This window comes from Pseudonocardia sp. (genome assembly GCF_025465255.1).
Classification (GTDB): domain Bacteria; phylum Actinomycetota; class Actinomycetes; order Mycobacteriales; family Pseudonocardiaceae; genus Pseudonocardia.
Genome location: NZ_JAODNI010000159.1, coordinates 1 through 13,789, shown reverse-complemented (window position 1 = coordinate 13,789; position 13,789 = coordinate 1). Strand labels below are relative to the sequence as shown.

Here is a 13,789-nt window from a genome sequence, read left to right as displayed (position 1 = left end):
GTCGTCGACGCGGGGGTCCGCGAGCAGCTCCTCGAGCGAGACGGGCAGCGGGAGCCGCCAGTTCGGGTACTCGTCGACGGTTCCGGGCAGGTTGGGCTGGCGGACCTCGCCGATCACGTCGTAGGGCACGGTGCCGACCCTCGTGCTGCTCATCGTGGCGGCGCTGGAGCAGCGCACCCTAGGCTCCCTGCTGGGCCACATCGAGTCGCTCGGGATGACCGCGCTCGTCGAGGTGTACACCGAGGAGGAGGCCGCCCATGCGGTCGAGGCGGGTGCTCGCCTCATCAGGGTGAACGCACGCGACTTCACACTCTCGAGGTCGATCGCTCGGCTTTCGGCCGGATCGCCCCCGGGCCTGCCTCCGGACGCGCTCCGGGTGGCCGAGTCGGGAGTCCGTGGCCCGGACGACCTGCTCGCCTACGCCCGTTGTGGCGCCGGCGCCGTGCTCGTCGGCGAGGGTCTGGTGACGAGCGATGAGCCCGGGGCAGCCCTGCGCGACCTGGTGGCGGCGGGTCACGCTTCGTGACCTCACGGTAGCTGCGCCCTGCAAGGGGCCTCGGTCATCGAGGGAATTTGGTTCCGGAATGGCATAGAAATCGGTTTCGCGCGTGTGCTTGTGATCATCGAAATCTCCAGCATGTACGTATCCATCTGCAGGTGCGGGGTCGATTGATGCCCGGTTCCTCGGCCAAATGGCGGGGGCTCCACGATGTGGTAGTGCATACGTTTGGTCCCTAGCGCAACCCGGCTTTAACCGGCAAAGTCTCACAGCAGCCTCACAGAAATAGCTCACAGAGTGCTCAGAATTTGCCACAGACGTCATTTGTAGTGCGGGGGCCTCGTCGTTCGAACCGGATGCACATTAATGCCGATTGCTCCGGAAGTCTGCCGTCGGCAAGTGCGCGCCGTGGGCAAACGAACATCAACAATGGCGACGAGGACCTCGTGATCGGCTCATCCGGAAGATCGCAGGCGAGGCAACACGGTCAGGGGCGAGTGATGCAGATCGGTAACCAAGAAATCGTCAGAGAAGAGGCACTCCGCCTCTTGCGGATCGCCGAGGGTTTCAGTCCGGCTCGTGCCGTGCAGTTGGCCGCCGAGCTGGGGGTCGCCGATCTGCTGGTCGACGGGCCCCGCACGGCCGAGCAACTGGCGACGGCCACCGAGACCCACGAGGGGGCCCTCTACCGCCTGATGCGGGCACTCGCGGCCGTCGGCTTGTTCACGGAGGTCGAGCACGGCCGGTTCGGCCTGACATCGCTGGGCGAGCTCCTGCGTGAGGACCATCCGCAGTCGCTCAAGTTCTGGGTCGTCTTCCAGGGAATGTTCAACGGCGTCTACGCCGATTCCATGCACAGCATCCGGACGGGCGAGGCCACGGTTCCCGAGGTCTTCGGGAGGCCGCTGTTCGACCACCTGGACGAGCATCCGCAGCACGCCGCTGTCTTCCAGGCCGCGATGGGGCAGCACAGCCGCGTGACCGGAGCGGCGCTGGTCGACGCGTACGACTTCGGGGCCGCACGGCTGCTCGTCGATCTCGGCGGCGGAGACGGGAGCTTCCTCGGCACGGTCCTGAGTGCGCACACGCACATGACGGGAATCGTCTTCGACCAGCCGTACGCCGCCGACGCCGCCCGCAAGCAGATCGCGGCGTCCGGCCTCGGCGACCGCTGCAGCTTCCTCGGCGGCGACTTCCTCCGTGACGTTCCTCCGGGCGCCGACGTGTACATGCTCAAGGGCGTCGTCCACAACTGGCCCGACGACCAAGCCCTCATGCTTCTGCGCAACTGTCGCCGCGCCATGGAGGCCCGCGACAGCCGGCTGCTCCTCATCGAATGGGTGGTCCCCCCGGGTGACGCATTCCACCCCAGCAAATTCATCGATCTCTCGATGTTGATGGTCTACGGCGGGCGGGAGCGGACCGAAGAAGAATACGTCGAGCTCCTCGCCCGGGCCGACCTGCGGATCGATCGCATCGCTGGCACAGCATCGACGCTGAACGTCATCGAAGTCCTTCCCGCCTAGTCGCGCAGGTTCGTCCGGGCCGCGCAGATTCGTTCCGTTTGTTCCCTGCCAAAGGGGAGATCAATGCGGTGGCCACGCCCCCGCTTCCCGTTCATGGCGTGGTGAGAGTGTTCCGGTGAGATGTCACCGGGTCGACGGAACCGGCTCGCGTTCATTCCTTCGGCCGAACAGAGAAGTCACAGGAAATCGAATCGGAACCATGATCTGCGTACGGACGTGCCTGCCAGGAGGTTGAGATGGGCCATGACGTGGACGTACTCGTGATCGGCGCCGGCCCGGTGGGCCTGACCCTTGCGAACGCCCTGCGACTGCTCTCACTGCAGGTGCGGGTCGTGGACAAGGCGACGGGGGAGAACCGCGAGCCGCGGGCAGATGTGATCTTTCCGAGGGCCGGCGAGGCGCTCGGTTCCCTCGGCGTGGGTGAGGCGATCCAGAACAGCTCGTACCAGATGAAGGGAGCCGACTTCTACGGGAGCGGGCGTCACCTCGGCCGGTTCGAGGTCGGCAGGTTCTCGTCCCGGTACCCCACGGCCATGACCATCGAGCAGCACGACATCGAACGGTTGCTCGCCGAGGAGCTGGCGCGGCGCGGCGGCGGTGTGGAGTGGCGGACGAGGGTGACCGGCCTGCGCGACCAGGCTGACGGGGTGGAGGTCACGCTCCGACTGCGGAACGGTGGGACCGAGGTGACCTCGGCGGCATGGGTGGTGGCCTGCGACGGGATCCGCAGCTCCGTCCGCGAATGGCTGGGCATCCCGTTCGAGGGCGGGCAGCGCGCCAACATGCAGGTGATCCAGGGCAACGTGGCGCCGTCCTGGTCACTGCGCGACGAACCCGGCCGTGGCTACTTCTTCCTCGCGCCGTACCGGTCGGTGATCGCCTTCCCCACCCCTGCCTGTGGATACCGCGTCTTCTGCGTCCGGGACGACCCCGATCCCGGTCGTACGGATCCACCGACGGTCGACGAGCTTCGCGACTTGATAGCGGAGACGTCGGGCATCCCGGACCTGGGTTTCACGTTGACCGAGCCGGTCTGGCTGAGCCGGGCCCGCTTCGCCGACCGGATCGCCGCCAAGCTCCGGTCCGGTCGGGTGCTGCTCGCAGGTGACGCGGCGCACTCGTGGGCGCCGATCGGGGGCCACGGGATGAACGTGGGGATGCTCGGGGCGCACAACCTCGCCTGGAAGCTCGCCGCCGTCCATCGTGGGCACGCTACCGACGCGCTGCTGGAGTCCTACGACATCGAGCAGCGCGCACTAGCTCACGACGTCATCCGCGACATGAAACACAACATCATGGAGGCGCTCCTGCCTCCATTCCTGCATCGGGCCCGGAGCGCCTTCCTGAGAATCTCGATGTCCATGGAAAGCGTGCAGCGTCGGATCGAGTGGATGATGAGCGACTTCGGCAGGAACCATCGCGCGAGCCCGCTGTCCTGGCACCGGACGCAACGATTCGGGCATGGTTTGCGAGCAGGGGATCGCGTTCCGAACATCGCGGTGATCCCCTCTGCCGTCTCGGTCGGCGGCGGGCCTCGGGCGGCGGCCGACGAGGGTGCACGGCCGCTGGCGGTCGCCGACGGCCGGCGGCCCGTCGGGCTGCACCAGCTGCTCAGGTACGACCGGTGGACGCTGCTGCTGGCGACGGCTCGCGCGGAGACCGCGACGCTGAGCACGCTGCGGACGGTCTGCGAGGACTTCGCGGTCCCTGTGGAGATCGCCCCCGTCACCGTGGCCGAACCGGAGAAGGGCAGACAGCTCGGCCGGGCCGGCGAGTTCACGTTGGTCCGACCGGACGGTTACGTGGGGCTGGTCGCGTCCGTCGACCAACCGGAGGTGCTGCACGACTACCTCGCCTCGTTCTCTCGTCCACGCCCGGACGCCGGCGAGTGCACTGCGGAGCAATGCGGTTGAGACACGCTGGCCCCCCGTGGTGGCGGGCCGGACGTCCGCTTCAACGTTTCACGTCATACGAGATCGTCATACGTCAGAACTGACCTCTGCGGAGGGCACGCCGCGACGTCAGCTGTCACATACTCGTGTATTCGGGGGGAACGTGAGATGCGCAACGACCTGTCGGAGCTCAACGGGGGGGCGCGAGGTTCGAGCTGCAGCCACGAGGAGAACTGGCGTGCACATCGACTGATCGCGAGGACGGTGGACGTATCCGAACTCGTCGCCGAGAACACGAAGAACGATGGCGACGAGACCAGCATGATCACGATCATCGGCGCGGGTATCGCCGGTCTCACGGCCGCGTACGAGCTGGAGCAGCTCGGCTATCACGTGGAGATCCTGGAGGGCAGTCGCCGGATCGGAGGCCGCATCTACAGCCACCGCTTCGGCTCGGAACCGGACGCGCCGGTCGCCGAGCTGGGCGCGATGCGCATCCCCACCCGGCACGGCCACACGCTGGAGTACATCTCCCGGCTGGGGCTGACCGACGACGTACGGCCGTTCAAGAGCCTGACGGCCGACGACAACGCCTTCGTCGGCACCCTGGACGGCTACGTGCGTTTCCGGGACGCCAGCGTGAAGCTTCTCGAAGAGCTTCGGGCGCGGCTGCGGCACGACGCCTACCGAGAGGAGACCCTCCTGTTCGGAGCCCGGCTGACCCTGATCGTGGACGCCATCGCACCGGCCCCCCAGCGCGAGTGCCTGCGCCGGGACCTCGATACGACGCTGCTGGACCTGGTGGAGCGCATCGATCTGAGGCCCTACATCGAGGACGTCTCCAGTGGACAGATCGACCTGCACGGGATCTTCGCCGCGCACCCGCACCTCCAGGCGGCCTGCAGCGGTGACCTGCGGGAGTTCCTCGACGACATCCTGACCGAGACGGGTCGCGAGCTCCTACGGGTCCGCGGTGGAATGAGCCGCATCGTCCAGCGGCTGGCACGCCGCATCCGCGGGCCCATCCTGTGCGGCCGGGAAGTGGTGGGGCTCGACGCGAGGCCCGACGGGGTGCTGATCCACACGCGCGAGGGTGGCCGGATCAGGCGGCGCCACAGCAAGCGCGTCATCTGCACCGTTCCGTTCCCGGTGCTCCGGCGAATGCACCTGAGCGGCTTCAGCGAGGGGAAGCTGGATGCCATCCGCGAGGTGCACTACGTGCCGGCGACCAAGGTGGCGTTCCACTGCCGAGAGTCGTTCTGGGAGCAAGCAGGCATTGCCGGTGGCGCCTCGAGCAGCGGCGGGATCATCCGGCAGACGTACTACCCCCCGATGGACGGTGATCCGGCGCTCGGCGCCGTGCTGCTGGCCAGCTACACCATCGGGGACGACGCGAACGCCCTCGGCCGGCTGCCGTCGGCGGGCCGGTACACCTCGATCCTGGTCGAACTCGCCGAGATGCATCCGGAGCTCCTGCGGCGGGGCATGGTGCTGAACGCGGCCAGTGTCGCGTGGGGCCAGCACAAGTGGACCGGCGGTGGCTGCGCGGTCCGCTGGGGCAAGGATGCGGTGCGCAGCGAGGAGGAGCGCCTCCGCGTGGCCAGGCCGCAGCACACCCTGTTCTTCGCGGGCGAACACTGCTCGTCGTCACCTGCATGGATCGACGGGGCAATCGAATCCGCCATCGAGGCCGTCGGCCAACTCGTACTCCACGACGTCGAGTCGAGGAAGTCGAAGACGAACGGCTGCACGGGCAATGTGGACGTGGCAGGGTGAGCGTCCTCGACCTGCCCCGTCTCCATTTCCGCGGCGTGGCGATCACCCGGCTCCCCACGGGTCCGCGCAGCGGCCTGGTCGATCTGGTGACCAACCGGGCTCTGACGGACGAGGGCCCCTTTCCCGTGGACCGGCCGGCGGAGGAGTACCACCGGTACCTGGACGCGCGCGGTCCCCGCTTCGACAGCGCGGGCAGGATCGGCCCCGACGGCGTGTTCAGCGGGTCGAAGGGCTGGAACTTCGGCGGTAACGGGCATTTCTGGGTTGATGCGAAGATCGTGAGCGCCGAGGGCCCGAGCGGGGTCGACACGGCCGATCCGGTCGTCGGCAGAGCGGTCGACATGTGGGGCCACTTCAACGAGTACCTGGCGACCACGGCCAACCGGGCCCGGGTGTTCGACATCGACCCGACGTCGAACTGGACGACCACGCTGATGGTCGGACAGTTCTGCTTCGGTCGGGCGGGCCGCTCGCACGACACCGGATACGTGGCGGTCGGTGAGGTGGCCGGCATGCATCCGCCGCGGTGGCACGACATGGACCACATCCGTGACGTGGGCGAGCACTGCCTCGCGTCGCAGATGCGGCGCTCGGTCGTCCACCAGTTCGTGGTGACCGAGGCCGAGGGGCTGAAGTGGTTGGAGGAGGCGTCCGGGTCCCCGGCGACCACGCTTCTGCGCGCGACCGACGCCGATGGGCTCGTGGTGCAGTTCGCGCTGAGCAACATGGCGCCACCGGTGACCAACGACGCGCCCGACGTCTGGGACGTGCGCGGAACGATAGCGCCGTGGCGGCGGCACGAGCTGCGGACCTACCCGGCCGGACGGCTGCTCACCCCGCGAGCCACCGGCGACGCGCGCCACAGGTCGGCGCTGCACAACCTGACCGTCGAGGTCGGAGTCGACCACGTGACGTTGAACATGGTCAATGCCGTGCCGGTGGCCGCTCGTGCCGCGGGTGCCGGTCCTGGTCCCACCCCTCCGCTCGGGTCCCGGCTGGACGTGGGTGACCTGGAACTCCGTACGGCGCGCACGTCCAGACTCGTCGCCCGGATCCCGGCCTCGGCGTACCGGGGCCCGGCATACGACGTGACGAGCGGGATCGTCACGGTTCCCGCCGAGCTGCCCGGCACCGCGGTGGAGGACGAGGCGCTGTTCCTCTCGGGCACGGGTCCGTCCGGGAGTCGGGAGGTGCTGCTGGCCGAGGAGGAGGTCAACCTGCAGGTCGACGACGCGTGCGTGTTCCTGGAGCATCGGGATCGGTCCGCCGGTGACGACCATCCGGCCGAGGTTGCCGTGCGCTCCTTCATCCGGGGCCGTCCGGGCCCGGTGGACGCGGTGCGCGTCCGCCAGTTCGTCAATCCGCGGTCCCGGCCCCTGGACCCTGCGACGGCCGCTGCGCGCTGCGGGGACGTCCACATCGTTGGCGTGCGGGCCGGGCGGCTGCCGGAGACCGGCTCCTATGCCCCGGCCTGCGTGACCCGGACCGACGCGCAGGGACGGGGGTTCTTCACGCTGTGCGGTACGGCTGCCGGGGCCACCCGCATCCTGCTCACCGCGGACGCCGGCGGTCCTCCCTGCGACCCGGCCGCGCCCGGGTCCGCGGCGGTCGCCTACGACGACGCGGACGAGCTCGGCTACTGGGCGGGCGCGGGCTGGATGGCCGTGCGGGTGCTTCCGGACGACTGGCACCTCGACGATGCGGCGACGGACGACGTGAGTTTCGACCTCGTGTACCGCGAGGTGTTCGCCTACTACGAGCTGCTCTACTCGTTCATGAAGTCGGAGGTCTTCAGCCTCGCCGACGAGTGCAAGGTGAAGACCTACCCGCGGCTGATCTGGCAGATGTGCGATCCGCGCAACAAGACGAAGACGTACTACATGCCGTCGACCCGGGACATGTCCGAACCCAAGGCCCGGCTTCTGCTGAAGTTCCTGCGCGCGCAGCAGGCCGTCGCCGACATCCCCGTCGTCGTACCCGCTCCGAGGAGGACCACGGGCGGGATCACCCGGCGCGGGGAGCTGTGGGCGGCGTTGAAGAGCGCGGCGACCATCGAGCTCGCGGTGATGCTGCAGTACCTCTACGCCGCGTACTCGCTCCCCACCTACGGCGGGGGCCAGGAGCACGTGCGGCGCGGGCTCTGGACGCCGGAGCAGCTGCGGCTGATCTGCGGCACCGGCGGCGAGACCGCCGCCGGTGGAGTCCGGGGAACGTTGCTGGCGGTCGCCCGTGAGGAAATGATCCACTTCTTGATGATCAACAACATCATCATGGCGATGGGCGAGCCGTTCTTCGTCCCGATGGTGGACTTCGGCACGATCAACAGCACTCTCTCGATCCCGCTGGACTTCGCGCTCGAACCGTTGGGCCTCGGCAGTCTCGAGCGGTTCATCGCCATCGAGCGGCCCGAGTCGCAGATCGGCGCGGTGCAGCGCGACGGCGGCCCGGGTTCCCCGGGGTACGAGGGCTCTCCTCCGGTCGAACCTGCGCCCGGTGCGGTGCCCGAGTACCGCTCCCTCAGCGAGCTGTACGCGGCCGTCCGGGAGGGCCTGCAGCGGGTACCCGATCTGTTCATGGTGGAGAAGGGCCGCGGCGGTGGCGAGCATCACCTGTTCCTGCGGGAGGCCATCAACGCCGTCCATCCCGACTACCAGCTCGAGGTCGACGACCTGTCCAGCGCGCTGTTCGCCATCGACGTCGTCACGGAGCAGGGCGAGGGCAACAAGCTCGTCTCGGTGTCGGCATCGGGAGACTCCCACTACGAGACGTTCCTGCGTCTGTCCGACGAGATCATGGCCGAGCAGCTGGCCGGCCGCAGAGGGGCCCGCCGGCCCTGGACACCGGCGTACCCGGTGCCCCGCAACCCGACGGTCTGCGAGGGCCACCCCGGTTGCGAGCCCGTCACCGATCCCGACGCCCAGGCGGTCATGCGCCTCTTCAACCGCTCCTACTACCTGATGTTCCAGCTCATGGTCCAGCACTTCGGGCACTCTCCGGACGCCAGCCTGCGGAGGTCCAAGCTGATGAACGCGGCCATCGACGTGATGACCGGGATCATGAGCCCGCTGGCCGAACTGCTGGTGACGTTGCCGTCGGGCGCCCGGGGCAGAACGGCCGGCCCCTCGTTCGAGCTGGACGACGAGCCCCGGTACAACTCCCGGCCCGATGTCGCCATGCGCGCGGTCGCGCTCCGGTTCGCCCATCTCGCCGCGGGGGCCCGGAAGTGCGCGGTGGTGCCGGATCGGGTCACGGAGATGTACTCCTTCTACGCCGAGTACTTCCGCACGATGCCGCAGGCGCCGTAGGGGCGCAGCCAGCCACGGAGGAGTCTCGATGACCCGCAGCAGTGCGCTCGGCCGGTTCGCTCTCACCCGGCCAGAGGACATCGTGAACCCGTACCCGGTGTACCGGCTCTACCGGGAGGTCGATCCGGTCCACGCCGTACCGCCGTCCACGCCGGACGGGGCCGGGACCTGGTACCTCTTCCGGTACGAGGAGATCGCCCGGGTGCTGTCGAGCGCTCACTTCGGGCGCAGCTCGGAGGTCGCCCGGGCCGGCCTGCCCTTGCCGCCCGCCCTGGTCCCCGCCCGCTACCGGGTGCTGAAGGAGATGGTGGAGAACTGGCTGGTGTTCCAGGACCCACCCCGGCACACCCGTATGCGGTCCCTCGTCGCCAGACCGTTCTCGGCGCGGGTCGCCCGCGGGATCCGGCCGCGCATCGAGCTGATCGCGGCGGAGCTGCTCACCGGGCTACGGCAGAAGGCCGTCACCGATCTGGTCGCGGACTACTGTGCCCCGCTGCCGATCCTCGTGATCTCGGAGCTCCTCGGGGTGCCGCGGGAGCATCAGGACTGGCTGCGGGAGTGCGCGGTGGCGCTCCAGGAGGCGAACAGCTCGCGGGCCGGCGGCCGTCAGGACCGGTACGCGGCAGCCGACGCCGCGGCGCGACGGCTGCGGGAGTTCTTCCTCGAGGAGGTACGGCGCCGGCGCCGGGAACAGCCCGACGACGTCATCTCGTTGCTGGTGAGAACCCAGGAGGGTGGGGAGGCGCTGAGCGACGAGGAGATCGTGTCGACGTGCGTCCACCTGCTCACGGCCGGGCACGAGACGACCACGAACCTCCTCTCCAAGGCGGTCCTCGCGTTGCTCGCCCATCCGGGGACACGCGCCGAGCTGCAGGCCGCCCCGCAGCTCATGGCGAGCGCGGTGGACGAGCTGATCCGTTTCGACTCGCCCGTCCAGATGATCAGCCGCTGGGCCTACCAGGACGAGGTGGTCGCGGGACGGACGGTCCCGCGGGGCAGCAAGGTGATCCTCGTCCTCGGCTCGGCCAACCGCGACCCGGACCGCTTCGCGGATCCCGACACCCTCGACATCCACCGGAACGCCGGCCGGCACTGCGGCTTCGGCATGGGCATCCACTACTGCCTCGGCGCCGGCCTCGCACGGCTCGAAGCCGAGGTGGGCCTGACGGCGCTGCTGCAAGGCCTGCCCCGTCTCGGCCCGGGCGAGGAGCCCGTCCGGTACGCCGACGACCTGGTCTTCCACGGCCCGGCCCGACTGGTACTCCGGACCGGGGTCTCTGCGTGACCACTCCGGAGACGGCGCCCGCCCCGGACGGACGGCCCTCCGGACGCGAGGCCATGCCGACTCGGCGCCGGCTCTACCTGGTGCTGGCGATCGTGCTGGCCGCGGCGTTCATGCAGTTGCTCGACGTGAACATCGTGAGCATCGCCATCCCCCCGATACAGGCGGACCTGCGCGCCACCTCCGCCGAGCTCGCGCTGCTCGTCGGCGGCTATCTGCTGACCTTCGCCTGTGCCCTTCTCGTCAGTGGGCGTGTCGGCGACGCGTACGGCCGCAAACGGGTGTTCCTCCTCGGCATGGCCGGGTTCACCATCGCGTCCGCGCTCTGCGGACTGGCGCCGAACGCCACGATCCTGGTCCTCGCGCGCCTCGGGCAGGGACTGTTCTCCGGGCTGATGTTCCCGCAGGTTCTCTCGGTGATCCAGATCGTCTTCCCGCCCGGGCAGCGGGGCAAGGCGTTCGCGATCTACGGGGCCACGCTGGGGGCTGCGTCCATCCTCGGTCCGCTCCTGGGCGGCGCGCTGATCGGGGCCGACCTCTTCGGCACCGGTTGGCGCATGGTCTTCCTGGTGAACCTTCCGGTGGGGCTCGCCGCGCTCGTGCTCGGGATCCGGTTCCTCCCGGAGTCGCGAGCGGACGGCGCGCAACGGGTGGATGTCGCGGGTGCGGCCTTGGTCACGGTCGGCTTGCTCCTCCTGGTCCTCCCGCTGACGATCGGCCGCGACGCCGGCTGGCCGGTGTGGTGCCACCTGATGCTGGGAACCGGGCTGGCCGTCCTGGCCGTCCTCGCCGCCCATCTGCGTCGTCCGTCGCCCCGTCATCGTCGCAACCCCGTGCCACCGCTGATCCCGTGGTCGCTGTTCGGTCAACGTTCGTTCACCGTGGGGCTCCTGCTCAACTTCGCCTTCTTCTTCGCGGTTCCCCCCTTCTTCTTCTACTTCATCATCTACCTGGAGACGGGGGCGGGTTTGTCCCCGATCCACGCCGGGCTGACCACCTTGCCGATAGCGGTCGTCTCGGTGATCGTGTCCGGCGGTACCGAGGCGCTCGGCAGGCGTCTCGGCCGCGGCGCACCGGCCGTCGGCTGCGCGCTCATGGCCCTCGGTATGGCCGCCCTCGTCGTGACCCTCCGGCATGCCGAAGAGCGCCCTCGGTTCTGGACCTTCCTCCCGGCGCTCATCCCGGTGGGCCTCGGGCTCGGTGTGTTCGTGCCCGTGATCGTCTCCGTCGTCCTCGCCGGCGTCCGCTCCGAGGACGCCGGTGCCGCGTCCGGAGCCCTCGCCACCATGCAGCAGGTGGGCGGCGCCATCGGCGTGGCCGTCGTCGGTGCCCTGTTCTTCGGCTTCCTCGGCGCGAACGCGGATCGCGCGAGCGGCGACGAAACAGCCGGGCTGGAGAGCGCCCTGTCCGTCTCACAGCTGCCGCCTCAGGCCGTTCAGCCCATGGTCGAGGGGTTCCGCACGTGCTTCCACGACCGGGCCGCCCAGCAGGACATCCGCGCAACCCCCGTCTCCTGCCGGCAGGCCCGGCAGCTGAGCGAGCAGGTCCTCGCATCCCGGTCGGAGCAGGTCCGGATCGGCGTCGAACGGGCTATGCAGGCTGCGGACGAGGGCGCTCTGGCCCGCGACTTCACACGATCGGCGGAGCAGGCGACACTGCTCGAGGCGGCGGTCTTCACACTCGCCTTCCTGCTGGTTCTCGGTCTGCCGCGGAGGGCCGCGGCACGCCCAGGACCCGTCGACGTGGACGCCGACGGAGGAGACCCCAGGGGGAGCGTCGTGCTCGGGCGGTGAGAGCGGGCCGTCCCCGGCGGGAGCCGATCAGGCGCGCAGCATCTCCGCCACCAGGAACGCGAGTTCCAGGGACTGTTGCGTGTTCAGCCGCGGGTCGCACGCGGTCTCGTAGCGCCCGGACAGGTCGGCGTCGGAGATCTCCTGCGCGCCGCCGAGGCACTCCGTGACGTCCTCGCCCGTGATCTCGACGTGGATGCCGCCGGGGTGCGTGCCCAGGGCCTGGTGAACCTCGAAGAAGCCCCGGACCTCGTCGACGATCCGGTCGAAGTGGCGGGTCTTGTAGCCGCTGACGGACTCGACGGTGTTGCCGTGCATCGGGTCGCACTGCCAGATGACCTTGTGCCCGGAGCCCTCGACCTTCTCGACGATCGCCGGCAGCACGTCGCGGACCTTGCCGTTCCCCATCCGACTGATGAGGGTGAGACGCCCGGGGGCCATCTGCGGGTCGAGCCGTTCCACGTACTCGACGGCGAGCTCGGGCGTGGTGGTCGGACCGATCTTGAGCCCGATCGGGTTGGCCAGTAGCTCGGCGAACGCGATGTGCGCACCGTCGAGCTGACGGGTGCGCTCGCCGACCCAGAGGAAGTGAGCGGACAGGTCGTAGAGCTTCGGCGTGGCGCCGCTGGTCTCCAGCCGCAGCATGGCGCGCTCGTAGTCGAGCAGCAGCGCCTCGTGCGAGGCATACAACTCGACGCCGCGCAGGTTGTGGTCCTCGACTCCGCAGGCGGCCATGAACCGCAGCGCGTAGTCGATCTCCGCGGCCAGCGCCTCGTACCGCTCGCCGGCGCGCGAACGGCGCACGAAGTCCTTGTTCCAGTCGTGCACCATCGTCAGGTCCGCCATGCCGGTGGTGGTCATCGCCCGCACCAGGTTCATCGCCGCCCCCGCGTTGGCGTAGGCGCGCACCATCCGCGACGGGTCGGCGACACGGGCGGCGCGGTCGGGGGTCAGCGCATTGACGATGTCCCCGCGGTAGGACGGCAGCCCGAGCGCGTCGACAGGGGAGCTGCGCGGCTTCGCGTACTGCCCGGCGATCCGGCCGACCTTCACCACGGGGAGTGACGCGCCGTAGGTGAGGACGATGGCCATCTGCAGCAGCGTGCGGACGGTGGCGCGGAGGTGCGGCTCGGTGTTGTTGACGAATGTCTCGGCGCAGTCGCCACCCTGCAGCAGGAACGCTTCGCCGCGGGCCACAGCGGCCAGCCGGTCCTGCATCCGGTCCACTTCAGGCGGCAACGTCACCGGCGGGACGCTCTCCAGTATCGTGCGGACACACGCGACCTGCTGGGGATCTGGCCACTCCGGCTGCTGGGCGGCGGGACGCCCGAGGGCGTCGTCCAATCTGGTGCGCAGGTCCGCCGGCAGCGGCGGCAGCTCGGGAAGCGCTTCGGCCGGGGCGTCGACGGTCCAGTTCACGGTGCCCAAGCGTAGGGGTTTTTGCCTCGTATCACACAGGGTTCGGCAGGGTTTGGGCGACCGTAGATCAGGTGCGCGGCGGCGTCGGCCCGCGCGTGCTCGGTACCGGCCTCGTCGCTGAGGGGCATGCCCTTGATCGTGCCGTCGCGCTTGCCGTTGCGGACCCCTCCGAAGGCCGGGAAATCACCGGTCGCCGGAGCGGAGCGCGGCCACGACGTCGTCGACGCGGGGGTCCGCGAGCAGCTCCTCGAGCGAGACGGGCAGCGGGAGCCGCCAGTTCGGGTACTCGTCGACGGTTCC

At 69.4% G+C, this 13,789-nt stretch carries 8 protein-coding genes; 7 read left to right on the top strand and 1 reads right to left on the bottom strand.

Annotation, left to right across the window (positions count from 1 at the left end; all coding sequences use genetic code 11):
- The first annotated feature begins 154 nt into the window (after positions 1-154).
- From JWP64_RS19175 to JWP64_RS19145, 7 genes are all read left to right on the top strand, one after another.
- On the top strand, positions 155-526 hold the full coding sequence (locus JWP64_RS19175) for a hypothetical protein (protein WP_297499083.1): 372 nt from the start codon (positions 155-157) through the stop codon (positions 524-526).
- A 473-nt stretch (positions 527-999) separates the two neighbouring features.
- Positions 1,000-2,025: a methyltransferase gene (locus JWP64_RS19170; RefSeq protein WP_297499081.1), complete on the top strand. Its 1,026-nt coding sequence runs from the start codon at positions 1,000-1,002 to the stop codon at positions 2,023-2,025.
- Positions 2,026-2,261: 236 nt separating this feature from the next.
- Positions 2,262-3,938 (top strand): FAD-dependent oxidoreductase, encoded by a 1,677-nt coding sequence (locus tag JWP64_RS19165; RefSeq protein WP_297499079.1) that lies wholly within the window; start codon positions 2,262-2,264, stop codon positions 3,936-3,938.
- A 243-nt stretch (positions 3,939-4,181) separates the two neighbouring features.
- Positions 4,182-5,693, top strand: coding sequence for an NAD(P)/FAD-dependent oxidoreductase (locus JWP64_RS19160; protein ID WP_297499077.1), 1,512 nt, complete (start codon positions 4,182-4,184; stop codon positions 5,691-5,693).
- On the top strand, positions 5,690-8,998 hold the full coding sequence (locus tag JWP64_RS19155) for a ferritin-like domain-containing protein (RefSeq protein WP_297499075.1): 3,309 nt from the start codon (positions 5,690-5,692) through the stop codon (positions 8,996-8,998). Before JWP64_RS19160 ends, JWP64_RS19155 begins: the two co-directional genes overlap by 4 nt.
- A gap of 28 nt (positions 8,999-9,026) precedes the next feature.
- Positions 9,027-10,283 (top strand): cytochrome P450, encoded by a 1,257-nt coding sequence (locus JWP64_RS19150; protein ID WP_297499072.1) that lies wholly within the window; start codon positions 9,027-9,029, stop codon positions 10,281-10,283.
- A complete protein-coding gene (locus JWP64_RS19145; protein ID WP_297499070.1) occupies positions 10,280-12,073 on the top strand; it encodes an MFS transporter in 1,794 nt (597 codons plus the stop codon). The genes JWP64_RS19150 and JWP64_RS19145 overlap by 4 nt, the downstream gene beginning before the upstream one ends.
- Positions 12,074-12,100: 27 nt before the next feature.
- On the opposite strand, the gene JWP64_RS19140 is transcribed toward JWP64_RS19145, so the two are convergent.
- Positions 12,101-13,489, bottom strand: a complete 1,389-nt coding sequence (locus tag JWP64_RS19140) for a class II 3-deoxy-7-phosphoheptulonate synthase (protein ID WP_297499069.1) — start codon at positions 13,487-13,489, stop codon at positions 12,101-12,103.
- Between the last annotated feature and the right edge of the window lie 300 nt (positions 13,490-13,789).

Excerpts from the sequence above, each read along its gene's own strand:
- JWP64_RS19165 (WP_297499079.1), top strand. The coding sequence starts at position 2,262 with ATGGGCCATGACGTGGACGTACTCGTGATCGGCGCCGGCCCGGTGGGC.
- JWP64_RS19170 (WP_297499081.1), top strand. The coding sequence starts at position 1,000 with ATGCAGATCGGTAACCAAGAAATCGTCAGAGAAGAGGCACTCCGCCTC.
- JWP64_RS19150 (WP_297499072.1), top strand. The coding sequence starts at position 9,027 with ATGACCCGCAGCAGTGCGCTCGGCCGGTTCGCTCTCACCCGGCCAGAG.